The sequence below is a fragment of the Terasakiella sp. genome (genome assembly GCF_048267425.1).
GTDB lineage: Bacteria > Pseudomonadota > Alphaproteobacteria > Rhodospirillales > Terasakiellaceae > Terasakiella.
On the sequence record NZ_JBLWXN010000002.1, the window covers coordinates 106481 to 129638 of the forward strand.

26 protein-coding genes and 1 tRNA gene are annotated in these 23158 nt (G+C 46.5%); 11 read left to right on the forward strand and 16 right to left on the reverse strand.

Going from position 1 to position 23158, the window contains the following annotated elements; all coding sequences use genetic code 11:
* Positions 1-9: 9 nt before the first annotated feature.
* On the forward strand, positions 10-2718 hold the full coding sequence (gene secA / locus ACN0VA_RS03695; RefSeq protein ID WP_417819839.1) for a preprotein translocase subunit SecA: 2709 nt from the start codon (positions 10-12) through the stop codon (positions 2716-2718).
* Positions 2711-3070: a c-type cytochrome gene (locus ACN0VA_RS03700; protein WP_417819840.1), complete on the forward strand. Its 360-nt coding sequence runs from the start codon at positions 2711-2713 to the stop codon at positions 3068-3070. Before secA ends, ACN0VA_RS03700 begins: the two co-directional genes overlap by 8 nt.
* A 6-nt stretch (positions 3071-3076) precedes the next feature.
* Here the strand turns inward: ACN0VA_RS03700 and ACN0VA_RS03705 are convergent, their stop codons facing one another.
* Positions 3077-4093: an amino acid ABC transporter substrate-binding protein gene (locus ACN0VA_RS03705; protein ID WP_417819841.1), complete on the reverse strand. Its 1017-nt coding sequence runs from the start codon at positions 4091-4093 to the stop codon at positions 3077-3079.
* A gap of 186 nt (positions 4094-4279) precedes the next feature.
* Here ACN0VA_RS03705 and ACN0VA_RS03710 point away from each other — a divergent pair, with 186 nt between their 5' ends.
* From ACN0VA_RS03710 to ACN0VA_RS03720, 3 genes are all read left to right on the forward strand, one after another.
* A complete protein-coding gene (locus ACN0VA_RS03710) occupies positions 4280-4951 on the forward strand; it encodes a Crp/Fnr family transcriptional regulator (RefSeq protein WP_417819842.1) in 672 nt (223 codons plus the stop codon).
* 77 nt (positions 4952-5028) lie between these two features.
* Entirely contained in the window at positions 5029-5229 is a 201-nt protein-coding gene (locus ACN0VA_RS03715; RefSeq protein ID WP_417819843.1) for a DUF2892 domain-containing protein, read from the forward strand.
* A gap of 193 nt (positions 5230-5422) precedes the next feature.
* Positions 5423-7078, forward strand: coding sequence for an ATP-binding protein (locus ACN0VA_RS03720; RefSeq protein ID WP_417819844.1), 1656 nt, complete (start codon positions 5423-5425; stop codon positions 7076-7078).
* Here ACN0VA_RS03720 and ACN0VA_RS03725 read toward each other — a convergent pair.
* Both ACN0VA_RS03725 and gshB read right to left on the reverse strand, forming a co-directional pair.
* Positions 7075-9105 (reverse strand): flavohemoglobin expression-modulating QEGLA motif protein, encoded by a 2031-nt coding sequence (locus tag ACN0VA_RS03725; RefSeq protein ID WP_417819845.1) that lies wholly within the window; start codon positions 9103-9105, stop codon positions 7075-7077. The two genes, ACN0VA_RS03720 and ACN0VA_RS03725, sit on opposite strands and share 4 nt — an antisense overlap.
* Positions 9086-10141, reverse strand: coding sequence for a glutathione synthase (gene gshB, locus ACN0VA_RS03730; protein ID WP_417819846.1), 1056 nt, complete (start codon positions 10139-10141; stop codon positions 9086-9088). Before gshB ends, ACN0VA_RS03725 begins: the two co-directional genes overlap by 20 nt.
* A 569-nt stretch (positions 10142-10710) precedes the next feature.
* Here gshB and ACN0VA_RS03735 point away from each other — a divergent pair.
* On the forward strand, positions 10711-11907 hold the full coding sequence (locus ACN0VA_RS03735) for an N-acyl amino acid synthase FeeM domain-containing protein (RefSeq protein ID WP_417819847.1): 1197 nt from the start codon (positions 10711-10713) through the stop codon (positions 11905-11907).
* Between the two features lie 3 nt (positions 11908-11910).
* Positions 11911-12792, forward strand: coding sequence for a class I SAM-dependent methyltransferase (locus ACN0VA_RS03740; protein ID WP_417819848.1), 882 nt, complete (start codon positions 11911-11913; stop codon positions 12790-12792).
* A gap of 63 nt (positions 12793-12855) precedes the next feature.
* On the opposite strand, the gene ACN0VA_RS03745 is transcribed toward ACN0VA_RS03740, so the two are convergent.
* On the reverse strand, positions 12856-13176 hold the full coding sequence (locus tag ACN0VA_RS03745) for a hypothetical protein (protein ID WP_188660989.1): 321 nt from the start codon (positions 13174-13176) through the stop codon (positions 12856-12858).
* Positions 13177-13457: 281 nt separating this feature from the next.
* Between ACN0VA_RS03745 and ACN0VA_RS03750 the strand changes: the two genes are divergently transcribed.
* Positions 13458-13607, forward strand: a complete 150-nt coding sequence (locus ACN0VA_RS03750; protein ID WP_417819849.1) for a hypothetical protein — start codon at positions 13458-13460, stop codon at positions 13605-13607.
* A 251-nt stretch (positions 13608-13858) separates the two neighbouring features.
* On the opposite strand, the gene ACN0VA_RS03755 is transcribed toward ACN0VA_RS03750, so the two are convergent.
* Positions 13859-14032 carry a hypothetical protein gene (locus ACN0VA_RS03755; protein WP_417819850.1) on the reverse strand — a complete coding sequence of 58 codons (174 nt, stop codon included), beginning with the start codon at positions 14030-14032 and terminating at the stop codon, positions 13859-13861.
* A 262-nt stretch (positions 14033-14294) separates the two neighbouring features.
* On the opposite strand from ACN0VA_RS03755, the gene ACN0VA_RS03760 reads away from it, so the two are divergent.
* Complete coding sequence (locus ACN0VA_RS03760) at positions 14295-14450, forward strand: hypothetical protein (protein WP_417819851.1); 156 nt, start codon at positions 14295-14297, stop codon at positions 14448-14450.
* Between the two features lies 1 nt (position 14451).
* On the opposite strand, the gene ACN0VA_RS03765 is transcribed toward ACN0VA_RS03760, so the two are convergent.
* Genes ACN0VA_RS03765 through ACN0VA_RS03775 form a run of 3 tightly spaced genes read right to left on the reverse strand, consistent with a single transcriptional unit; the run spans position 14452 to position 16793 of the window.
* Positions 14452-15783, reverse strand: coding sequence for a sensor histidine kinase (locus ACN0VA_RS03765; RefSeq protein WP_417819852.1), 1332 nt, complete (start codon positions 15781-15783; stop codon positions 14452-14454).
* Positions 15780-16442 (reverse strand): response regulator transcription factor, encoded by a 663-nt coding sequence (locus ACN0VA_RS03770; protein ID WP_417820311.1) that lies wholly within the window; start codon positions 16440-16442, stop codon positions 15780-15782. The genes ACN0VA_RS03765 and ACN0VA_RS03770 overlap by 4 nt, the downstream gene beginning before the upstream one ends.
* 18 nt (positions 16443-16460) lie before the next feature.
* Complete coding sequence (locus tag ACN0VA_RS03775) at positions 16461-16793, reverse strand: PepSY domain-containing protein (protein ID WP_417819853.1); 333 nt, start codon at positions 16791-16793, stop codon at positions 16461-16463.
* Between the two features lie 194 nt (positions 16794-16987).
* Between ACN0VA_RS03775 and ACN0VA_RS03780 the strand changes: the two genes are divergently transcribed.
* Positions 16988-17491, forward strand: a complete 504-nt coding sequence (locus ACN0VA_RS03780) for a PepSY domain-containing protein (RefSeq protein ID WP_417819854.1) — start codon at positions 16988-16990, stop codon at positions 17489-17491.
* Between the two features lie 66 nt (positions 17492-17557).
* Positions 17558-18133 carry a cytochrome b/b6 domain-containing protein gene (locus tag ACN0VA_RS03785; RefSeq protein ID WP_417819855.1) on the forward strand — a complete coding sequence of 192 codons (576 nt, stop codon included), beginning with the start codon at positions 17558-17560 and terminating at the stop codon, positions 18131-18133.
* A 157-nt stretch (positions 18134-18290) separates the two neighbouring features.
* On the opposite strand, the gene ACN0VA_RS03790 is transcribed toward ACN0VA_RS03785, so the two are convergent.
* From ACN0VA_RS03790 to ACN0VA_RS03825, 8 genes are all read right to left on the reverse strand, one after another.
* Positions 18291-18509, reverse strand: a complete 219-nt coding sequence (locus ACN0VA_RS03790; protein WP_417819856.1) for a helix-turn-helix domain-containing protein — start codon at positions 18507-18509, stop codon at positions 18291-18293.
* A 26-nt stretch (positions 18510-18535) separates the two neighbouring features.
* Positions 18536-18940: a hypothetical protein gene (locus ACN0VA_RS03795; RefSeq protein ID WP_188664387.1), complete on the reverse strand. Its 405-nt coding sequence runs from the start codon at positions 18938-18940 to the stop codon at positions 18536-18538.
* 79 nt (positions 18941-19019) lie between these two features.
* Positions 19020-19095 (reverse strand) — tRNA-Phe (locus ACN0VA_RS03800).
* Positions 19096-19226: 131 nt separating this feature from the next.
* Positions 19227-19427, reverse strand: coding sequence for a DNA gyrase inhibitor YacG (locus ACN0VA_RS03805; protein ID WP_417819857.1), 201 nt, complete (start codon positions 19425-19427; stop codon positions 19227-19229).
* A gap of 4 nt (positions 19428-19431) precedes the next feature.
* The gene (locus ACN0VA_RS03810) at positions 19432-20778 is read right to left on the reverse strand and encodes a ribonuclease E/G (RefSeq protein WP_417819858.1); all 1347 of its coding nucleotides are present in this window, start codon (positions 20776-20778) and stop codon (positions 19432-19434) included.
* Between the two features lie 4 nt (positions 20779-20782).
* A complete protein-coding gene (locus tag ACN0VA_RS03815; RefSeq protein WP_417819859.1) occupies positions 20783-21361 on the reverse strand; it encodes a Maf family protein in 579 nt (192 codons plus the stop codon).
* A gap of 18 nt (positions 21362-21379) precedes the next feature.
* Positions 21380-21598 carry a translation initiation factor IF-1 gene (gene infA, locus ACN0VA_RS03820; RefSeq protein WP_135079527.1) on the reverse strand — a complete coding sequence of 73 codons (219 nt, stop codon included), beginning with the start codon at positions 21596-21598 and terminating at the stop codon, positions 21380-21382.
* A gap of 125 nt (positions 21599-21723) precedes the next feature.
* Complete coding sequence (locus tag ACN0VA_RS03825; RefSeq protein WP_417819860.1) at positions 21724-23157, reverse strand: diguanylate cyclase; 1434 nt, start codon at positions 23155-23157, stop codon at positions 21724-21726.
* Position 23158: the final 1 nt, after the last annotated feature.

Consider the following 23158-nt stretch of genomic DNA (forward strand, 5'->3'; position numbering starts at 1 on the left):
GGGATTTTCATGTTTGGCGCTATTGCCCGCAAGCTCTTCGGCACTGCAAATGAACGTTATATTAAAGGTCTGCAAAAATACGTCGATGATATCAACGCACTCGAGGCAGAGATTGAATCCTTAAACGATGACGCACTTCGTGCCCGCACCGACTGGCTGCGCGAACGTGTCGCAAACGGTGAAAAACTGGACGATGTTCTGGTCGATGCCTTTGCCACGGTCCGCGAAGCTGCCAAACGCACGTTGGGACAGCGCCATTACGATGTGCAGCTTCTCGGCGGACTTGTCCTGCACCGGGGCCAGATTGCGGAAATGGCCACAGGTGAAGGTAAAACACTGGTTGCCACATTGGCGGCTTACCTAAATGCTCTGGATGGAAAAGGCGTTCACGTTGTGACCGTCAACGATTACCTCGCCAAGCGCGACTCCGAATGGATGGGTAAGGTCTATAATTTCCTCGGCATGACGACGTCTTGTATCCTCAACGAAATGGGGGACAAAGAACGTCAGGATGCCTATGCTTGCGACATTACATATGCGACCAACAACGAACTTGGCTTCGACTATTTGCGCGACAATATGAAATTCACGCTGGAGACAATGGTTCAGCGTCCCTTTAATTTTGCCATCGTCGATGAAGTTGACTCGATCCTAATCGATGAAGCACGTACACCGTTGATCATTTCCGGCCCCAGCGACGACAGTTCCGATCTGTACGGCGCGGTCGATGCCATCATTCCGAACTTACAAGAAGACGACTACGAAAAAGACGAGAAAGTCAAATCCATCTCGCTTTCCGAAAAAGGTGTCGAAACGGCAGAAGAGCTTTTGCGTCAAGCCGGGCTTCTGGAAGCTGGCGGGCTTTATGATCTGACCAACGTTTCACTTCTTCACCACGTAAACTCTGCCTTGCGCGCCCACCATATTTTTCAAAACGGCGTGGATTATCTGGTTAAAGACGGCAAAGTAATGATTGTAGACGAATTCACAGGTCGTGCCATGGAAGGCCGTCGTTATTCAGATGGTCTGCATCAAGCCTTGGAAGCCAAGGAAAACGTCACCGTCCAACAGGAAAACCAAACGCTCGCCTCTGTCACTTTCCAGAACTACTTCCGACTTTATCCCAAACTGGCGGGCATGACCGGGACAGCCATGACGGAAGCCGGCGAATTTGCAGAGATTTATAAGCTCGAAGTCGTGGATATGCCGACCAACCGCGTTATTTCCCGTAAGGATTATGACGACGAAGTCTATCGCACACGCGGCGAAAAGATTAACGCTATCATTGAACAGATTGTCGAATGCGTTGAACGCAAGCAGCCCATCCTCGTCGGTACGGTTTCCATTGAACAATCCGAAGAACTGGCAGCGGCTTTGAAAAAGCGCAAAATCAAACACGAAGTTCTCAACGCCAAACAACACGAACGCGAAGCCTATATCGTTGCACAGGCCGGGGTACCGGGTGCCGTGACGATCGCCACAAACATGGCAGGTCGCGGAACGGACATTCAGCTTGGCGGTAATTTGGACATGCGCGTTCAAACGGAACTGAGTGACAACCCGAGTGACGCTGAAATCGAACGTCTCAAAAACGAAATTGCCGAGGCCAAACAGGTTGCTCTGGATGCCGGCGGTTTGTTCGTCTTGGGCACAGAACGCCATGAAAGCCGCCGAATTGACAACCAGCTGCGTGGTCGTTCCGGTCGTCAGGGCGATGTCGGTGCCTCCAAATTCTTCCTGTCGCTGGAAGATGATCTGATGCGTATTTTCGGGTCTGAACGTATGGACGGCATGTTGAGAAAACTCGGTCTGGAAGACGGCGAAGCCATCGTCCACCCGTGGATCAACAAGGCACTGGAAAAAGCACAACAGAAAGTCGAGGCCCGAAACTTCGACATGCGTAAGCAATTGCTGAAATTTGACGACGTTATGAATGATCAACGTAAAGTGATCTTTGAACAACGTCGTGAAATGATGTCGACCGAAGACGTTTCCGATCTGATTAAAGACATGCGCTATGATGTGATCGAAGGTATCGTCGACAAATGCATCCCAGAAAAAGCTTATGCAGAACAATGGGATACAGATGCGCTGCATGAAGAAATCACACGCGTCTTTAACATTGACCTGCCCGTCAAAGAATGGGCCAAGGAAGAAGGCGTTGCCGATCAGGAAATCCGTGATCGCATTACCGATGAAGTTGATCGCAAAATGGCAGCCAAAGTTGTCAATTATGGCGAAGAAGTCTGGCGTTCTGTTGAAAAGAGTGTGCTGTTACAGTTGCTCGACACGATTTGGAAAGAACACCTGCTGGCCCTTGATCATCTGCGTCAAGGCATCGGCTTGCGCGCCTATGCACAGCGCGACCCGTTAAATGAATATAAGCGTGAAGCCTTCAACCTGTTTGAAGAAATGCTCTCCATTTTACGAGATCGCGTCGTTTCCTTGCTGGCCCATGTAGAACTTCAAGTCGGCTCCCCCGAAGAAGAACTCGAAGCCTTCAACCGCCATGAAGACCAGCAAATGATGGAAAGCCGTCAAGACCCGGCAATGGCGAACCAGCAACCGGAGTCACCGGAATACGGCACAGCAACCGTTCGCACAAACAAACCGTCTGAAACCGTAGATCCGAATGATCCCAGCACATGGGGGAAAGTTGCCCGAAACGCAGCTTGTCCTTGTGGCTCCGGCAAGAAGTTTAAACACTGTCATGGCTAAGTTTTTAAAAGGCGGCGTTTACCTCGCCGCCTTTCTTATCTTCGCAGGCAATGCCCTTGCCCACGGTCATTTGATCGAAAAAGGCGAACAGCTGTACATGCAGTTCTGTGCCGAATGTCATGGTGTAGACGGGGATGGGAATGGCCCGGCCGCCGGAAATATGTCACCCCCGCCTGCAAACTTATTACAAGCCATGCAAGGTAAGATCATCTCGGATGAATACCTGATGTGGACTATTCGTGAAGGCGGCGAAAACATTCATACCGATATGCCCTCGTTTGAAAAACGCGATAATATTTCCGAAGACGATGCCAAGGCTATTGTCCAGTATCTTTGGCATGCGTTCAAATAAACGGCTTCAACGGATCGGCATGGCGTACATCAACCCGCCCTTTTGCCATAGATTGTTCAGACCACGTTCTATTTGCAACTGACTGCCGCTTCCAAGGTTGCGCTCAAAAATTTCGCCGTAATTCCCTTGAGAATAAATAACGTCATATAACCAGCTATCCGGTAAACGCAGGGCTTTGCCAAAACCACTTTTGCCCCCCAACATAAAACGAACCGCATGATTGTTTAAGCGCCGCATCTCTTCCACATTGCGGCTCGTAACACCGCGTTCCTCGGCTTCGATTAATCCATAAACAAGCCATTTGACGATATCATACCATTCCCGGTCATCATCACGCACCACTGGCCCCAAAGGCTCTTTGGAAAGCGTTGTCTGCAACAAAATATAATCATTTGGATTGGGCGCAGAAAAAGTCAAAATCGCTTGAAGCGCCGAACGGTCGGCCGCATAAAGATCACATTGACCAGAAAAGAAAAAATTGCTCAATCCTTCGCGCGAATTAAAAACTTTGATCTTGATCTCGCGACCCGAATTATTGACATACTCCTGAACTGTTTCCAACGTCGTCGTCCCATTTGCCACACATAAGATGGCCTGTTCAACATCAGAAAATTCCGTATAACCAATTGATTTATGTGCCAAAACCCCTAATTGGTCATAGTATGTCACACCGGGGTAATCGACACCGTAAGAAATGTCGCGCGTATATGTCCATGTTGTCGAACGCAAAAGAATATCAATTTGCTGTGCGCTGAGTGCACTGAAACGGGTTTGGGCATTCAGTGAAATAAACTGAACTTTCTCGGCACTTCCTAAAACGGCAACCGCCAACGCCCGGCAGAAATCAACCTCAAACCCGACCCAGCGCCCGCGTTCATTCACATAGGCAAAACCATAATTTTGTTCATCTACACCACAAATAAGGTAATCGCGCTCGCGCACATCATCCAATGTAGACGCATAAGAAACAGGCCCCTTAAAAAAGAATATCCCGCCAAGAACAACCAACAAAAATAAACGCATTTGCCCCTTTGTCTCCTTCCCCCGCTTTATACATATTTAACTTACGGTATTTTTCATAAAAACAAAAGAAAAGGGATTTAGCTCCGCTTGCCGTCTCCCTCTCGATTCAAAAATCAGTAGCTTCCCTACGTGTCATAAAATATGATCTGTCCACATTCATCCTTTCAACAATATGCGTTCAAAAATATGACTCTCTCGGACTGGATAGAACACCTGCCCTTTCTGAATCAGCTCACAGCTGATGAAAAAAGACGTCTTGAAACAAACGCACAGCTTGTCGAGGTACCCTCTCACACCAAACTTTTTTCACCCGGCGATGAATGCGGGGCATTCCTTCTTGTCATTGATGGTAGCGTGCGCGTCCAAATGGTTGGGGACAATGGGCGCGAGATCGTTCTTTATCGCGTAGAAAGCGGACAGACTTGTGTTCTAACAACAGCCTGCCTGCTTTCACATGAAGCCTATAATGCAGAAGCCCTCACCGAAGAAAAAACAACGGCAATCGCCCTGCCCGCCCGTGCGTTTCAAGAATTTCTTGCAACCAGTAACGGATTTCGGGATCTGGTTTTTGCAAGCTATGGCCAACGTATTTCAAGTCTGGTTCTGCTTGTTGAAGAAGTCGCCTTTAAACGTATCGATGTTAGACTGGCGCAATTTATAGACCGCCATAAAGATAAGGACGGCATTGTCAAAAAAACCCATTATGATCTCGCCGTCGAACTGGGGTCCGCCCGCGAAGTTATCAGTCGCCAACTGAAAGAATTTGAGAAAAAAGGCTGGATCGAACTGCTCCGTGGCAAGCTGATTGTCAAAAACCCGGAAGACCTCAAAACCTTTATTTCACGCCATTGTGACTAAGTTACATAACATTCCATTCGTCTTTGTTAATATAGCTCCAGAGATGACAACTACATATTCTGTTGGGAGTAGATTACATGAACAAAAACGTTGGTTCTATTGACCGTATCGTTCGCATTATTGCAGGCATTGCCCTCTTGGCATTTGCATTGGTCGGTCCGGAAACCGGTTATAACTATCTCGGTTTCATCGGTATTATCCCGCTAGCGACAGCATTGCTCGGTTGGTGCCCGGCTTATACATTGTTCGGGATTAAAACCTGCAAACTTTCAGATTAAGCTTTTTTGATCCAGCAAAAAGAGTTCTGATTTTTACAGCCCCCTCAAACCGTAAAGATCAAACACAAGAAACTGCAAGGCGAAAGTCTTGCAGTTTTTTTGCTTGAAATTGACCGATATTGAGGCTCTATTCCTTTATAAAAGGCTACATCTGTGTAAGAATAATTAAAACTCTAAATTTCATGGGTCTGCGATGAAAAATCGGGAAATTAAAATTGCCTATTTAGTTGCCATTATCGCAACCTTGGCCTCGATTATCTACGGGGGCTTATCCTTTAACAAAACAAAAACACGCGACCTCGCCTATAAGGCACAAATGGTCACAGTTATTATCAAAGATCGATTAGAAAACCTGCAACGCACCGCATATGATTACAGCTATTGGAACGATACAATAGATAAAGCCCTCATCGCAAAAGACCGAGAGTGGGCAGACAGCAATATTGGGGAATACCTTTTAGATACGTTTGGCTTATCTCAAACCCTATTGTTTGATGCGCAAAACAATTTAATTTTTGCGTTTGGGGCAGACCATTCGAAGTTAACGGACACATTAACCAGTCATCCGGCTTTTAGAACTGCACTTACACAAACCCTCTCTCGAAAACGAAATTCGCCACAAGCCAGCGGCTTTTACTTTCGAAATAAAGAAAACGTTTATCTCGTTGCCATAAGCGCACTTACCCGAGAAGCAGCCACAGGTTCGCGAACAGAAGACGAAAAAGGTTATTTGGTCCTGCTAAAAGAAATAACACCCGATATTTTGACTAAAATTTCAAAGAATTTTGGTGTTGTAAACCTTTCCCTACAACCCAATGCAGACAAAATAAAATTTGATGTGCTCGATGAAGTAAGCCAGTCCAGCTTCCCTCTTTATTTCACCCCTAAAGGCTATTCTTTCACCGACTTAATTTGGAACCTTCTCCCTTTTCTCATTACCATTTTGTCATTGGTCTATCTCCTCAGCGTTATTCAACGCAAATCTATACAATCACAAAAACTTAATCGTGATCTGGAACAGGCCAATATTGAGCTTGCGACTTTCAACAAGAGGCTGGAAGAACAGGTTCGGCGCCAAACTGTTGAAATTATGGAAAAGGCGGAAAAATCTGAACAAGCCAGTCGGGCAAAGTCAACCTTCCTATCCAGCATGTCACACGAGTTACGCACCCCCCTGAATGGGATTCTTGGATTTGCTCAAATGCTTGGGCTGAACAAAGATCAAAACCTCACAGCAAAACAAAAGGCATGGATTACACAAATCGTTAATTCTGGGCGCATGTTGCTTGATATTGTCAATGATGTGCTGGACCTTGCCCGCATCGAAAGCGGGCGCGCCGTTTACCAGCCCGAAATTTTTCGCCCGCGTGAGGTGTTTAAGGAATGTTTTGATATTGTCGAACCTATTGCAGCCACACGCCATATCAGCCTGAGCGGACACCCTGAAACGGACCTTTATGTCTATGTTGATCGCAGCAAATTGAAGCAGGTTTTGCTGAACCTTGTCAGCAATGCAATCAAATACGGCAAAGACAATGGTTATGTTAAATTTGGCTGCCGAACCACGGACAATCAATATATTGAACTTTATGTCGAAGATAACGGCAAAGGCATCCCTGAAACTGATCTCCCCCATATCTTCGAACCGTTTCGCAGAGTCAAAGAAACCAGCTTGCAAGTTGAGGGAACCGGTGTCGGTCTTGCAATCGTACAAAAGAACCTTGACCTGATGGGCGGGCAAATCAAAGTGGAAAGCACTTTGGGAGAAGGGAGCCGCTTCAGCATATACTTAAAAGCATACGACGAAGATTACTCCCCTGCCCCGGATCACGAGGATGCTGCCCTTTAGGCAGCGACAACCTCGTCACTCATTTCATATTTAAGTGAGCTGAGTAAATAATCATGGATCGGGTTTTTGACCTCTTTCATAGTAAAGGCATGGGGCAGACGCTCCGGTCTGACGATAACGGATCGTTCAATCAATTCCTGAATACGCTCACTATCATCAAAAGCACTTTTACCGATTAAAAGCGGTTCCCACGATTTACCCGATTGCCAATAGAAATACGCCTTCGCCAATCCCCGTAAATAGAGATAGTCCTTCGTAAAACCACCGCCACGAAACACCCGAACAACCGTCATAAAAATATGATCATCCATTTCAGGGTATTCTTCCATCAACATACTGTAAGTGCGCTCAAACGAATGTCCATCCAGTAAATAGCGTACCGCAATCACACGCAAGGCCAAAACCTTGAGCCGTTTTAGCGACATATTCCCGGATAAATATTCCGCCAGGACTGCAATACCTTCCTGTGTTTCGGTTGAACCGGGCAAGCCAAGACGAAATAGACTTAACGGTTGTTGTCGTGCATTGGCTGATGTCAAAAGATGGACACCAACTTCGTGATGTTTCAACGCCTGCGCCGCCTTGCGCGTCATGTGGCTCCCGCGTTTAACCAAAACACGGAAATTTGCATTATCAACCATCGCTCCGGCAACAAGGCGACTGCTCAGCTTAACCGGTGCATCTAATGTGTAATAGTCGATTTCTTTTTGCAGCAATTCAGCGACAGCCATATCACTGACAAAATCACGATCTTCTATTTCATCCTTCAATTCTGGGGCATGCAGTAGAAAACGCGCGTTGTCCAAATCGGCCCGGTCCGGTTCCCCATAATAACGCAGTGAATTATAGAGACAGCCTTTGCTGCCAATCGCCGACAAAAGGTCCACCTTGGTCGACAAACCATCAATAGCCCGTCGGTACAGGGTTTGCACCGTTACATCGCTGATCTCTTCAATCGGTAAACGAAAGAGTTTTTCTTTAACCAAAAACGGATCAATATCCAGCTTGCGATATTTAAAGACGGGTTCGTAGCGTTCTTTGCGGGCAAAAAACCGCTTACGTTCCTGATCAATATTAATCGGGTTAACATACAGCAGGGTTTCCATCGACTTGGCAATACGAAACAGATCCCGATCCACCTGACGGGTGACCGGTTCAATCTGGGACGACAGCATATCATGGCGATGCACCGTACTTTTCTCTGTCCGCTTGTTGGCAAAGAAAGCCGCATGTTCCACAATAACTTTGGTGAAGCCGTCTTTCAGTTCATTAAAAATCTGCGGATAAAGCGTTGCCGTTTGTTCTTCACAATAAAATTTGCGAATTTCAATGGGCAAACATAACGCCTTGGACGATAGCTCACGCACACGCGTTGCCAAATAACCTTGTCCCAAAAAGACTTCATCATGCGCGGCACGTACTGTTTCACCCGTAATCGAAATTCGATCAAGTTGACGCAGCATAAAATTCACGTTGCTGCGATGTTTGCGCATATCAATTTGTGCCGTACCGATATTAAAGCTCGGTGCTGCGGTCCCGCCTTTACGTTCCCCGTTATAGGAATGAACGTCATAGACCACGCAAAAACCATGCTTTTTAATCAAGGCCTGCACCGCCGCATCAAACACCTTGTAAAACGCACGATGCTTTTCAATGGAACGATGGCTTAACTCTTCCGGCAGCTCGCGGCTCCAAATCTTTTTGCCCCATGCCGTTTGATAGATACAATCCAACTCATTGCGGTTCAGGTCATATTCATAACGACTGTCAAACGCAATAATTCGATTGGGATAACCGCTAATCAGATCGCCAGTATGCGGGTCTTCTTCATACAGGCGTTCTGCTTCATCCAACAGACAAAGCGGGCGCAGTTCACTTGCAAAACGATGCCCGTTATGAATAGCCGCACAGATATAAGGAAACTGGGGATCAAATGCTATTTCATAAGCCCCGCCCGTTTCGCACGCCTCCAGACTTTCGCCTTTATGAAGGCGCGCGATGATGTCCTCAGCCTTCGTCGACTGCATCTTCGATCAACCTTCTATACTGGTTCTTACGCGCCATCAGCACTTCTTTGGCGGTGACCACAGATTCCACAAAATCAATGACCTTGGCTTGCAAGCGAACACGGTTCAAACGGTTGATCCGCGTGATCCCGCCAGGACTGAGAACATTTACTTCAATCAACTTGCCGCCAATGACGTCCAAACCAACAAAATACAAACCATCGCGCACAAGTTTGGGACCAACTTGACGGCAGAGTTCTTTCTCTTCCTTCGTCAGGGTGTGTTTAACCGCCTTACCGCCTGTTGCGATATTAGAACGGGCTTCCCCTTCTGCCGGGACGCGCTTCATGGCACCGATCGGTTCTCCGTTCAGCATCAGAATACGCACATCCCCTTTTTCCGCACCGGGAACGAATTCCTGCAAAATGACATACTGGTCGGAATTGGCACCAAGATAGAAATCCAGTAAAGAGCGAAAACTGCTCTTGGATTTTTTCTCGACAATAATCACACCTTGCCCGCCAAAACCGTTGAGCGGTTTCAGAATCATTTGTTCCTGATCAGATTCCAGCAAGACCTTTTCCAGATATTCCCGGTTTTTCGATACATGGGTCGCCGGCACAAACGTGCTGCTCGGGTCATACAAAGCAGCGGTATAGATTTTGTTATTCGCAATGCGCAAGCCGTTGATGTCGTTACAGATGAATGTGTCATCTTTAACAGAATCAAGGAAGTTCAACACCGTCACATCCAACGGTGGATTGGCGCGCATAAAGATCACATCAAAACCGGACAGGGGCAACAACCGCTTTTTAAAGGTTGCCGATTTATGGAAATGTTGTGCCGAACGGGTATAGGACTTGCGTTCAATCACAGAACAAAACGCATGTGCCACCGTTTCACGGATCGTCAAATTCGTTGGCGTTGTCACCGCCACAATATGGCCGCGTCCAACTGCTTCATGGATAATACGCAAGGTCGTATCGCTTTCCGGGGAAATGCGTTCCCACGGATACATCAGAAAACAAATTTTGATGGGGCGATTAAAAGTTGTCATTTAAATTCCAATCACGAACAACTTGAAACACACCTACTACCAAGACTGATAGGGCGAGGCGCTATTTAGGGACTGTAAAACAGGATAGCAAGAACTTTTTACTTATTATGTGAAATAAAAAAATATTAGCTACTGAACTTATGATTACACATTGTATTTTTTATTAAAAATTTCAAGAAAAAATGAAAAGAAAAATTCCCGAACATTACATAACACAAGCGTAATTCAGGTGAATTTAAAGTAAATAACAAGTATTAAAAGCTTAAAAAATAATCAAAAATACGTTATAAATAATAACAAACTTCACTTTCTCATTTAGAAGTAACACAACCTCACTGCCCTATTCTTCGGTCAAATTGACTTTAACCAAGCCCATAAATCCAACCCCTCTTTTCGCAAGGCACGCTTTACATTTTAAGAACGAGACATAACTTTAAAACATCATGGGGAATACGTTCATTCACCTCTCGATTACTATCTCATCCGTAAACACCCCATGTATCCCTTGACATACCCTCAATTAAATTGATGAATGAGTGTTGTTTGAAACCTTTACGGCATATTTTAAAATGGCGATAAAAATCAGAATTGCAAAATCGGCAAAAGAGTTAAACGATGTCTATCGTTTGCGCCACAGCGTCTATCAGGCGGACGGCAGCTTTCAAAACACCGCTCACGACTACATTATTGACCTTTACGATTCTGTACCGAATTGCATTAACATTATTGCTTATAGCGAGGAAACCGCCGTCGGCACCATGCGCGTGACCGTCGAAAACGAAATTGGCACTGCCGCTGATGAATCTTTTGATTTCACGCCTTATAAAAATAAAATCCGCCAACAAGCCCTTGACGAAAACACAACACCCCCTGTTTTTGCCAGTTCCGGCATGTTAGCTATCGCTGAAGAATGGCGCAATCGACGCGACGTTTTTCGCGCCCTGTTGCGTATGGCCGTTGATGTCGGGCATTCCCTGAATGTCAGCCACATTATTGCAACCGTAAACGCCAAAACAATTGGCATCTACAAGCGCCTCGGCTGGGAAATCCTGTCTGATGAAATTTGGATTGAAGAAATCGGCAGCCATATCATTGCCGTTGCCACCCCGCTGGTCAATATGTACAACTGGGCTTTCAATATGCTGGCGGAACAAAAAACACTGCTGGACCATTTCAGCGGCTGTTTTCGATGGTACCTTTTGGATGGCGCCACAACGATTTTTGAACAAGACAGTTACGGCGACAAAGCCTACCTCATCACCAAAGGCGGGGTCGATATTGCGTGCCGTTATAAAGAAAATGCCGAGCTGCTCTCGTTGGCGAAACTCGGTCCCGGCGATATGTTTGGTGAATTGTCATTGATTGATGAGGCACCTCGTTCAGCCAGCGCAACCACCATTGGCAACACCGAACTGTTGGTGATTGACCGGGAAACCTTTTGGCAAAAGATTCAGGAAAACGCCACCTATCTGCGCGATTTGATGGAGATTTTATCAAAACGCCTGCGTTCTGCCGACGAACGTGCCTTGCTCTATGCCCATGCTACACTGGAAGAACGCATGGTGTATTTCACCAAGAACTTACGCCAAAACGCCGTGATTGACCCGAAAAATCCAAATCAGCGCATTGCCAAAGTCTCAACGACCGATTTCGCCTCTATGGCCCTTGCCACACCGGAAGAAGCTGAAACGCATCTTGCGAAACTCGAAGCGCAGAATCTCATCAAACGCAGCAAACATGCCATCACCTTTATCGAGAAAGATTGATCAATGAAAGAGAATAAAGCCAGCATCACGGCCTATACAGTTCTGCAAGGCATTATGTATATCGCCCGGCGCACACCTCATCATTATCTCATTTCACCGGAGGCGATAGAGCTCGGCGAAAAAATCCTGTCCCACTCACCAGAAGGTCAAAAGCGACTGGCACAAATCAATAAACCGGGCTTTACCCTAGGCGTCAAACTGCGCGAATATCTTTTATTACCCGGCATTACCCTGCATTATGCCTTGCGTAAACTTGCCATAGAAACACATACGCGAAAAGCTCTTGTAGACGGTATTAAACAAGTCGTGTGTCTTGGCGCCGGTTTTGACAGTCTCGCCCTGCGACTGGCAAAAGAAAACCCGGATGTCTCCTTTATTGAAATTGACCATCCCGATACTCAGCAGTTTAAGGCACAAGCCTTAAAAGAGGCCGAACAAAGCAATCTGCACTACCTCAGCATCGATTTCACCCATCAAAATCTCGAAGACCGCCTTGCCGCCTTCAAAGCCTTTCAAACAGACATCCCGACACTTTATATCTGTGAAGGCGTAACCATGTACCTGAGTGATGACGAAATCACCCATATGTTTAACGCAATCCGCACCCTAAGCGGCAGCGGAACCCGCTTCCTGTTCACCGCCCTTGAACCCCAAGACAGCGCGGACAACAACACCCGAAAACTTCTGCAAATCTACCTGAACATGATCGGGGAGCCGATCAAATGGGATATGGAAAAAGGCAACATGAAAGCGTTTCTGGAAAAACAAAACTGCGACCTGCTGGCCTTGGACGGCACCGATCAATTCAAATCCCAATTCCTAAAACCCGACGACCATCCCGCCTTACATTATGGCGAATATCTGGTCTCTGCCCTTTTTCACTAGGGATCACTTGCAAGTCACGTCAAAGAGTGCGGCTGAGCTCGGAAGAAATCGCTATATTTAAGATTAGACATTCTTCATATCAAGATACCCGCGCTCAATAGCTGTTTCCAAAGCTTGAGTTGCTTTCAAGGTTTCTTCATATGTATTTCGCAAATCAGCTAATTCTTGAATTTGCCCGTTGTCCGGCAGCCCTTTTTTTGCAGCAAGGGTTACGTGAAAAAGCTGTTTAAGGTAAGCGGCTCTGCATTTTGCCACAAGACGAAAAACAGGTTCCAAATCTTCTGATGATAACTCGGGGATTTCAGGATTTATGACAACTTGATTAATTTCACGAATTGTCTTGTCCATTTTCAATTTGATGCGACCAAGTTGAGCATCCTGCATTTTATAACCCTTTCATCAAAAACGAAATAATCATTTCCATATTACAAACAAGCAATTAACAAAATGATAAGCAGCCAGACCTTTTTGATCACAATTTAAAAGTCACTGGCGCGCAGGAATGAAAGTCCGAGAAGGTTCTGGATATGCTTGGGGGATGCAGGCAGGTTTGGGCGTAATATGGGGTGGAACCTTATAACTACACCTAAAATCATCATATGACATATTCCCAAAAAAATGATGATCAGTTAAATTGAAACCCAATGCATGTATGAGGTTGTTTGATGAGCATCTGGGCAATAATCGGCTTGATCTTGATGGGACTATTTTTGATCAAAGCATTTTGGTCCACACCTGATAAATCCGGTCAAAATGAAAGCTCAATCGGTGATTTTAGTTCGTCAGAACATTCTGATGGCTCTGGAAGTGACTGAGATATGAGGTGGTATTCCGGTTTGAAAAGAACTGAAAGGAAGTTGGAAACAGCTTCCTTTTCTATTTTTTTGCCGCTTGATGCCAGAAATTTCATCTATCGTTTTAAAGCTCATAAAAGGCGTAATCCGAGGTCAGCCTCGAAATTATCTTTCTCCACAACATAAAACTGAGTCACGAGGCCTTTCCCACTTTAAAAAAGGCGCCGGCATGGCGCCTTTGAAAATCTACTACGAGAACACAGATCAGAAGTTTATTCCCCCTGCCCCGCATCATAGCCGACACAAGTCAGATCATAGACCAAATCAACGGCCTTTTTGCCGCTTTCCATCTTCAGCCATGTCTGGCGGCCGATGCCGATGGTGGCAGCGCTCCCGTCAGAGATATCTGGGCGGACTTTTTTTTGGGGGGGGGCGAGTTTGGTCATGTGTTTTGCTTTCTATAGAATGTGAGCCGCTTAACGGTGGCGATTATGCTATTCGCCATTTCCTGATTTAGAGGGCAAAAATTGAACGCAAAAGGTTCACCAAAAGCGAACCAACTTTATCTTAGGATCTCCCCAACCTTAAGCAAACATTAAAAAGGCCTTCAGCCCTTCGAAAGGTAGCTTGTTGTAATGTCTTTAAATGAAAGACGAACGGCACAGACAAAGTGCAGTTTAACAACACCCGTTTCGATTGGAGACCATTATGAAATACGCTTTTACACACGCGACCGAGATCAACAACCGTTCCCCCCAACAAATAAAAACCCGTGAACGTTCCAAATCACCGCATGGCCTGAAACGCATTGATTATATCTTGGCTGGGCTGGCTTTGGTTTATCTGTTCGGCTTGTTTCTCTAAGTTACAAAGCTTGTGGCAGCGTGATTTTAATCCCCAATCCACCGAGGTTGGAGGTGAAGAAATCCAGCTGCCCGCCGTAAAGCTCTGCGATTTCTGAGGCGATATGCAAACCAAGCCCTGTGCCCGGTTTTGTTTCATCCAGCCGCAGGCCCCTCTTCACAAGGTCATTCATATGTTCAAAGGGGACACCGGGGCCGTCATCCTCAATCTGTATAAGGATCAGCCCATCCTGAGATGTACCGGAAATGGAAATCCGGCGTTTGGCCCATTTACAAGCATTTTCCATAAGGTTGCCAAACAGTTCTTCCATATCCTGCGGGTCTGCGCGCACCATTAAGCCTTCCATGCCCGACAGGTTGATCTCAAGGCTCGACTGATTAAACAACTTTTCCAGTGAGAACTTGATGTCTGCCGCAACCTCCCCAAGGTCCGTTTTTGTGCCCAACAGGCTGGATGAACCCGCAATACGTGCCTTGTCCAGATAACGTGTGATGCTATCCGTCGCGCTGTTGAGATGTTGGCGTATCAGATTGCCTTTCTCGCCGGGAACATCTTTTGCCTCATTCATCAAAACGGCAATTGGATTTTTTAGGGAATGGGCAAGATTGCCAACTTGGGTTCGGGCACGTTCCAGCAAGGTGAAATTATATTCCAGCAAGGTGTTCAATTCTGTAGCCAGAGGCTGAACTTCCAAAGGAAAATCAGTGGGCATTTTTTCCAGATCACCGGAACGGATCTGGGATAATGATTGAGTAAGGCGTTTTAGTGGCAACAGTCCATACTTGATCTGTAAAACAATCATGCCCAGCAATACACAGCTTAAAACCGACAAAACGAGGATAACATTCCCCGAAAAGGTGCGGATATCGTCTTCCATGTCGCTGACAGGTCCGGCCACAACGAAAACAAAACTGTCCGCACTTCTGGGAAAGGCGATTTGACGGCTATAAAGCCGTATTGCCTGACCGGACGGCCCATTCGTTTGAATAAAAGTATCCGTTTCCTGCCCCTTGGGAAAGACTGTCGCCATTAACAATGAATTGGATTGATGAATCACTGATCCATTTTCCTGTATTTCCCAATACCATCCAGAATGTGGCCTGTTAAAACGAGGGTCTGACGGCGACCATGTTAAACCCAGCCGCCCGTTTGGTGAAATTTCACTGGCCGCAACAAGCTCTTCAAGGTGATCACTCAGCTGGCCATCAAAGCGTTTTTCAATATGCCCCTTAAAAAGCGATACGATCAGAAGCCCTGTCAGAACCAGACTGGCAACCGTCCAGATCAGGGAAGAGAGAATGAGACGGAGCTGTAAGGACGATTTAAACATCATTCATTCGCCGTTAACTGATATCCCCTGCCCCGGTATGTCCGAATACAGGTTGCCCCCAGCTTGTTTCGCAACTTGTTGATCAAAACCTCAATGGTATTTGAATCCTTGTCAGCGTCATATTCATACAGATGTTCGCTCAATTCTGTTTTTGAAATCACGGCTTCTGGATGATGCATGAAATAGGACAACAAGCGATATTCCATGGATGTAAGCGACAGGGTTTCATTTTTAAGGAAGGCTTTCTGTGTTGTCGTATCCAGCTTGATATCCCCGCAGACAAGAACCGGATTGCTTTGTCCCGCCCCCCGACGCACCAGAGCTTCCACCCGTGCCAACATCTCTTCCATTTCAAATGGTTTGGCAAGATAGTCATCTGCACCGGTTCTGAGGCCGGTTACTTTTTCACGCCAGGTATCGCGGGCTGATAAAATAAGGACAGGCATTGTTTGACCAGATTTTCTCCAGCTTTCAAGAACGCTAAGGCCGCTCATCACAGGCAAGCCCAGATCCAGAATAATGGCGTCATAGGATTCCGTATCGCCCAGAAAGTGCCCTTCTTCCCCATCATAGGCATTGTCAACCGCATAGCCGACATCACGAAGGGCCGAACTGACCTGCCGCGCAATCTCCTGATCATCTTCGATCACAAGAATTTTCATCATTTCCCCCTTGGTGACTTACTTATGATGATCTTTTTTTCTTTTTCCCTCTTCGACTTTTACAATCTCAAGGGATTTGGCGTCATATTCTATTTCCATGACAACGCCATCATCACGCAAAATCTTGGTTTCATAAACCCATCCCGATTGCGCATCATCTTCATCATCCAGTTTGATTTTAAGGATATGCCCGGGAAACTCAGATTGCACTTTTTTTAGCAAGGCATCGATGGAAACGATTTGTCCGGATTGTAACAATTCTCTTGCAGTTTGTCTGTCATCGTCCGCTTGCGCAACAGACAAGACAGCAAAAAATGCCAATAAAACAAGCGGATAAAGCAAAATTTTCATTGTCTTCTCAAATTTGCGATTAAGACCAAAGAGTTCCTTAACAACATACAGTTTTGAACCTTAACGCCAGCTTAAAATGTGCTTCAGTCTGACGCAAGGTAAGATCATGTAGAGTGCCCTTCATCGACATTCACCACATGAGACACGGCACAACAAAACCAGCCCTGTTTTCACACAATTGAAGGAAACACACCATGAAACCGATGATCCGCAATTCCATGATCGCTGCACTCGCTCTGGCCGCTCTGAGCACTCAGGCTTATTCATCCGATAAAGTCACTACGGTCAAAAACGATAACCTAACTTCTTTTAAAAGTGTCATTGAGCTCGTTCAAAAGGAAGGATATGGCGACATTTACGAAATTGAAAACGAGTATGGCTTCTTTAAAGTCAAGGTCCGAGATGCAAACGGAGAACGCGTTAAGCTTGCTATCATCCCGGAATCTCAAGCCGTGAAGGTTCTGGAGAAGAAAAACAAGAAACACAATGCCGAATATGCAAGCGTCCCGTCGAAGGTCACGCTCGATCAGGCACTCAATATCCTAGCTGAACAAGGCTATACATCCATCGAAGAAATTGAGTTTGAGAAAGGCTATTACGAGGCCGAAATCAGAGACCAAAACGGTCACAAAAAGGAAATTACTCTGGATGCCCAGACAGGCGAAGTGCTGTCGCAATGGAAAGCCTTCTTTCGCTAATCATTCATAGATCAGGCCGTAAAGGACTTGCGGCCTGATCCTGACTTTCTAATCGGAGATTCTAAAATGCAATATGATCGATTAACCCGTCTTTTCCATATGTTGATTGCTTTTGGCATCACGACTCAAATGCTGTTGACATTGGTTATGGTTCATCCCAAACCCGGCAGGGATGCTAACATTTTTTACAATGCACATGAATATCTGGGCGCCTTTTTGTTAGGCATTTTGATTTTAAACTGGATCTGGACCTTTATTCGCAAAGGGCCTGTGTCACTCGGACATCTATTCCCATGGTTCTCAAAAGCGCGCCTGTTGGCTTTGAAGACCGATATCGTTAAATATATCACCTACCTGTTTCGCTTCAAACTGCCGACAACGGATAAGCCGTCACCCCTTGCAGGTTCCATACAGGGATTGGGATTGATGACTGGCACGGTCCTAGCCATTTCAGGCACTATCATTCTCATTTATGCCGATCCGAGCCAGAAAATGACCGGCTGGCTTCATGACATCAAAGAAATTCACGAAGCCTTCGGCCCGCTGATGTGGGGTTATCTAGGAATTCACGCTGGGGCAGGTATGTTACACCAACTTGTTGGACACCAGACTGTTCAGTCAATGTTTAGGTTTTCGCGATAACAAGTCATCTCATTGGCAAGCCGTAGATTAAAGGCACCAAACTTTGATTTAAAAGGTTGGTGCCTCCCATTCTGGCTCAGGACTCATTGATTGAGATAAAAGAGAACGGTATTTTGGCGATATAAATGGATCGCATGAGAGCAAGCACCACTAAGCCCTACTTCCCCTGCCCCGCATCATATCCAACACAGGCCAGATAATAGACCAGATCAACGGCCTTCTTACCTGTTTCCATCTTCAGCCATGTCTGACGACCAATGCCAATGGCGGCTGCGGCTTGCACTTGGTCGAAGCCGTGTTTTTCACGCCAGCTTTTAAGGTCGGTGGCTGTCCAGTCGGAGATGTCTGGGCGGACTTTGGGGGCGAGTTTGGTCATCGCGTTTGCTTTCAATAATAAAGGAATTAGAATTTCAGGAGCTTCACGGTGCCGGTGATGCCAAGGGCCGTTTTGGCGTCCTGAATTTTGTTGTTGAGCTCATTGAGCTTCATTTTCGTCTTGTTGACGTCATCTGCATTGTCTGCACCGTCAAATTCTTGAGCGTGCAGCAGGTGGTCAATTTTGGATTTGGCGCGACCACGTTCCACAAGGGCTTTCACCAGATCACGTTGAGCCTCCACAAAAGGCACTTCTTCGATATTAAAGCCCGCATCGTGCATCTTCACAAGGTTTGCCAGCTTTTCTGAAAAGCCATAAACGACTTTATCAAGGCGATAGCCGTGAGTTTCCAGCTTGCAGCGATATTTCAGCTCCTTGATTTCAAGGCGATAATCGCTTTGCGGCTTGGGCGTCAGTTTGAATGTCTGCATTTAGGGAACCTGTCGGTCAAATTGCCATCTATTATATGGCAATAAAAAAGACCTAGCCGATCCGCTAAGTCTTGGAAAATGGTGCCCGGGGGCGGACTTGAACCACCGACACGCGGATTTTCAATCCGCTGCTCTACCGACTGAGCTACCCGGGCTTACCGTATGTTTCGCAGCGTCGGCTCTGTGCTGCGTGGGAGGGGTTATAGAGCAGGGTTGCGCTTCTGTCTAGTGTCTTTTTCAAAAAAAATGCATCCATGTGACAGAAAAAAAACTTATCGCTGCCTGCTTAGACAACATCCTCGTCATCAAAGTTATTTTCTTCTTCTGATTCAATGCGGTAGCCCTCATTTAACCATTGCCCCAAATCCACATCGGCGCAGCGTTTTGAACAAAACGGGCGGTATTTGACATCGCTTGGCTTATTGCAATTCGGACAAAGACCCGTTTTCGTCAGCGGTAAGGATTCCACTCTTTTTTTATCAGTCATTTTTCTACTCTTCAATTTTGTAACTCAGCGGTGCCAAACGATCATTTTCTATATAGTCAATGCGATAGCCAAGACGTTGTTCCAACCAATCCAGACTGTCTTTCAGCACCGGTTCACGCCATAGTCTAAACAGGCGCGCGCCCATTAAAATACGTTTACGCCCCCGTAGATAAGCCAACTGTCGCACCAGAGCAAGCGCCGTACTTAAAGGATCGTTGTAGAGTTCATCCAAGCCATAACCGTTACGCGCCCGCGACACTTCCACCAAGCCCAAACGTGTAAACCCATGTAACTGGCAACGTTTATCCTGCGCAAAAACGGTTTTACAGGCTTCATTCAAACGATTGCGGGCCTTTATTGATTTCAGACGTACAAAATCTATAAAGATCTGACCGCTCAGATTACGCAATTCCATTTGCTGTTTTATCGCATCCAACGCCATCAGATTGAGCTGCAATCGATTGCCGTCATCGTCATACTGATCTGTACGCGTTCCCATATTCACATCAATCGCGATCAGGGCTTTTGTACGTTCAATCACAATACTCCCGCCCCCGACCAAAGGAACCTCTGTCGCAAGCGCCTGTTCGATCTGTTCTTCAATGCCAAGGCGTTCAAATAACGCTTGGCTATCGCTATAGAGCTGTGCGTCTGCGGTGAAGTGTTTCAATACACGAAAGGCTTCCATGCCTTCGATGATGATTTCCTCAAAGGAGACCGACGCATAACGTTGCCAGACCTGTTCAATAAAGTCGGTCTGAGCATAAAGCAACACGGGATGTTTGGCGCGTAATTGCAGCATATCCTGCCAGATTTTTTGCAGCTGTTTTGCCTGCATCAGAACCTGCTCTGCTGTTAAACCTTGCGCACTGGTGCGTACAATCAAGCCACAATCCGGTGCCAGACCATTTCGCAAAGTTTCTTGCATCGCGTGGCGTTGGTCTGAATTTGTGAATTTTCGCGAGACATTAATACCGGGATGGAGGGGGGTCAAAATACAATCTTGAGCGTTGAGCTCAATCTTTGCACTCAGCAATGCACCCTTATCTTCGCTGGGTTCTTTTTTGACTTGAACGCACACATATTGCCCGTTCTGAACCGCCTTGGCGATATCGTCACACCCCAGAGACTTCGCTGGCAGGAAGCCGTTTTCTTTGCCACCAAAATCAACAAAGGCCGCTTGCAGGCTGGGAACAACATTGACCACACGTCCCCAATAGATATTGCCGGCCTGAACAGGCGCATGTTGGCTGAGGCCTTTGCGCTCAATATGCAAGGAGACGAGATCGTCATCATTAAGGATTGCAACGCGGGTTTCTGCGGGGATTTGATCGATGGCCAACCTGTACATCGTCTTATCCTTTCACAGAACGATAGCCCAATCCATTTAAGATATTGTTGGTTTCATATAAAGATAAACCGACAACGTTGGTATAGGAACCGATGATTTTTTCAACAAAAGCCCCGCCACGCCCTTGGATGGCATAAGCACCGGCCTTGCCTTCCCATTCGCCACTGGCGATATAATCGTCAATCTCTTCGACACTCAGTCGCTTAAATTTAACGGCTGTGTCAATCAGGCGCGTATGGAGCGTTCCCTTTGTATCGACAACGCACAGTCCCCCATAAACATGATGGCGCCGCCCGGATAACAAGGAGAGATAACGCCGCGCTTCATCTGCATCGGCAGCTTTGGGCAGACTGCGTCGCCCGACCCCGACAACGGTATCAGCCCCCACCACAAGGCTGCCCTCGTGGTGAGCATAAACGGCCTGCGCTTTGCCCACAGCGAGACGCAGGGCAAGTTGGCGGGGCAACTCGTTTTTTAACGGAGTTTCATCAATATGGGCAGGGTCCACCTGATCGGCTATAATGCCGATTTGAGCCAGAAGATCAACCCGTCGGGGCGAGGCGGAAGCCAAGACAAGACGCAATGTCTAAAACCCGAAATCTTATTTGAAACGGAAAGTAATGCGACCTTTGGTCAGATCGTAAGGTGTCATTTCAACAGTCACCTTGTCACCTGCCAGAACGCGGATGCGGTTCTTGCGCATTTTACCGGAAGTATGTGCCAAAATTTCGTGGTCGTTTTCCAGCTTCACACGAAACATAGCATTGGGGAGAAGTTCTGTCACAACGCCCTGAAATTCAATCATGTCCTCTTTGGCCACGGATATATCCTTTTAATTAAGACTAGCTAGTTGGTGGGGAAAATGCTCAGGAATCGGGTTCAGGTCAAGACTTTTTTACGAAACCACTCAGGTTCCCTGATCAGATGTGTTTGAATTCACACAAATTAAGCCCGTACAACCATGTTGCGGCCCGCATCTTTCGCCTCATAAAGCGCACAATCAACCCGTTTCATCACCGCTTGTGAATCTTCGTTTACGCCTTGTTCAGCCACGCCAAAACTTGCTGTGACGACTATATTTTCACTATCTGCGCGCACTGTCGAAGCCGCAATTGCACGGCGCAAGTCTTCTGCAATCCCAACAGCACGTTCCAGACTGCAATCGGGTAAGAGAATGAGAAACTCCTCCCCACCCCAGCGAAAAATACTGTCGGAGTCGCGCAGGCGCTCTTTTAAAATAGAGGCAATTGTAACAATGACCTTATCGCCCGCCCAATGCCCATAGGTATCGTTAATAGACTTAAACTGGTCAATATCCACCATCACCAACGAAACAGGATGATTTTGCCGTTTGGATGTGCGTTCGACCTGATCGAAAACAGCATCAAACATATGTCTGTTGGAAACATTCGTCAGTTTGTCGTTCATCGCCATATCTTCCAGACGTCTCTGGTAGCGCGAGATGGTCATATGCGCAAGACTGATAACGATGATGCAAATCGCCAAGCTAACGGCTAAGTTACTGATAAGATTATTGGTAATTTCGCCTTCGACGGTTTTTTCTTCTTGTTCAACCAGCAAGTACCATTGAAATTCAGGAACCAAGCGTGCGTTCAGGTGAACCGTTTTACCATCGCGTTCATATTGATATGTCCCACTGGGAACCGCCAGAATTTGCGTGGCGATCTTTTCCAGGCCCGGTGTATTGCGAATGGATCCGCCGCGATATTGCTCCGACGCCATCATAACCTGACCTTGGCGGTCCACAAACAGAACCCGGCGACCATAGCGTTCCTGATAAATACGGATCAGTTCCTGAACTTTGTTGACACTCAACCCCACACCGGTTGCCCCGATGTAATTACCCGCATAGTCAAAAACACGATAATTGATGAAAATCGTCATTTTGCCCGGATTTGCGGTATCGGCATCAACATTGACCTCGTATTCCTCTCCACTATCGCGGAAATGATAATACCATTCATCAATATCATCTTGAGGACTGAGTGTTTTGATCACGCCTGTCGGATGGTAATAGCGCTTGGTCTTTTCAGAAACAAAAAAGGCAGTAACGGCTTTATATCGTTTTTGGATTTCCGCAAGGTATCGCACCAAACGATGCGGTTCTTCTTCCCCCTGAATGGTCCAGTCACGCACGAACGTGTCTTGCGCCATCAAAGATGAAATGAAAATCGGTTTCAGAAGGTCATTCTGGATTTCAGAATAAACATTGTCACTGGTCAGCGGTAGTGCCGTTTCGGAAATCTGTTTGGACAGCGAATTATGAGCAGCAAAATAACTGGTCAGGCTTGTCACCATAAAGCCGAATACCATCAGGACAGCCAGCACCAGAATAAAGCGCAGTTTATTTTCTTTCATC

Coding starts and splice junctions, on each gene's coding strand:
- ACN0VA_RS03770 (WP_417820311.1), bottom strand. CDS start 16,442: ATGAAAATTCTTGTGATCGAAGATGATCAGGAGATTGCGCGGCAGGTC.
- ACN0VA_RS03710 (WP_417819842.1), top strand. CDS start 4,280: ATGACTCTCTCGGACTGGATAGAACACCTGCCCTTTCTGAATCAGCTC.
- ACN0VA_RS03765 (WP_417819852.1), bottom strand. CDS start 15,783: ATGATGTTTAAATCGTCCTTACAGCTCCGTCTCATTCTCTCTTCCCTG.
- ACN0VA_RS03720 (WP_417819844.1), top strand. CDS start 5,423: ATGAAAAATCGGGAAATTAAAATTGCCTATTTAGTTGCCATTATCGCA.
- ACN0VA_RS03715 (WP_417819843.1), top strand. CDS start 5,029: ATGAACAAAAACGTTGGTTCTATTGACCGTATCGTTCGCATTATTGCA.
- ACN0VA_RS03735 (WP_417819847.1), top strand. CDS start 10,711: ATGGCGATAAAAATCAGAATTGCAAAATCGGCAAAAGAGTTAAACGAT.
- ACN0VA_RS03760 (WP_417819851.1), top strand. CDS start 14,295: ATGAAATACGCTTTTACACACGCGACCGAGATCAACAACCGTTCCCCC.
- ACN0VA_RS03805 (WP_417819857.1), bottom strand. CDS start 19,427: ATGACTGATAAAAAAAGAGTGGAATCCTTACCGCTGACGAAAACGGGT.
- ACN0VA_RS03810 (WP_417819858.1), bottom strand. CDS start 20,778: ATGTACAGGTTGGCCATCGATCAAATCCCCGCAGAAACCCGCGTTGCA.
- ACN0VA_RS03780 (WP_417819854.1), top strand. CDS start 16,988: ATGAAACCGATGATCCGCAATTCCATGATCGCTGCACTCGCTCTGGCC.
- ACN0VA_RS03700 (WP_417819840.1), top strand. CDS start 2,711: ATGGCTAAGTTTTTAAAAGGCGGCGTTTACCTCGCCGCCTTTCTTATC.
- ACN0VA_RS03740 (WP_417819848.1), top strand. CDS start 11,911: ATGAAAGAGAATAAAGCCAGCATCACGGCCTATACAGTTCTGCAAGGC.
- gshB (WP_417819846.1), bottom strand. CDS start 10,141: ATGACAACTTTTAATCGCCCCATCAAAATTTGTTTTCTGATGTATCCG.
- ACN0VA_RS03775 (WP_417819853.1), bottom strand. CDS start 16,793: ATGAAAATTTTGCTTTATCCGCTTGTTTTATTGGCATTTTTTGCTGTC.
- ACN0VA_RS03785 (WP_417819855.1), top strand. CDS start 17,558: ATGCAATATGATCGATTAACCCGTCTTTTCCATATGTTGATTGCTTTT.
- ACN0VA_RS03795 (WP_188664387.1), bottom strand. CDS start 18,940: ATGCAGACATTCAAACTGACGCCCAAGCCGCAAAGCGATTATCGCCTT.
- ACN0VA_RS03755 (WP_417819850.1), bottom strand. CDS start 14,032: ATGACCAAACTCGCCCCCCCCCAAAAAAAAGTCCGCCCAGATATCTCT.
- ACN0VA_RS03725 (WP_417819845.1), bottom strand. CDS start 9,105: ATGCAGTCGACGAAGGCTGAGGACATCATCGCGCGCCTTCATAAAGGC.
- ACN0VA_RS03745 (WP_188660989.1), bottom strand. CDS start 13,176: ATGCAGGATGCTCAACTTGGTCGCATCAAATTGAAAATGGACAAGACA.
- ACN0VA_RS03750 (WP_417819849.1), top strand. CDS start 13,458: ATGAGCATCTGGGCAATAATCGGCTTGATCTTGATGGGACTATTTTTG.
- ACN0VA_RS03705 (WP_417819841.1), bottom strand. CDS start 4,093: ATGCGTTTATTTTTGTTGGTTGTTCTTGGCGGGATATTCTTTTTTAAG.
- ACN0VA_RS03790 (WP_417819856.1), bottom strand. CDS start 18,509: ATGACCAAACTCGCCCCCAAAGTCCGCCCAGACATCTCCGACTGGACA.
- ACN0VA_RS03825 (WP_417819860.1), bottom strand. CDS start 23,157: ATGAAAGAAAATAAACTGCGCTTTATTCTGGTGCTGGCTGTCCTGATG.
- secA (WP_417819839.1), top strand. CDS start 10: ATGTTTGGCGCTATTGCCCGCAAGCTCTTCGGCACTGCAAATGAACGT.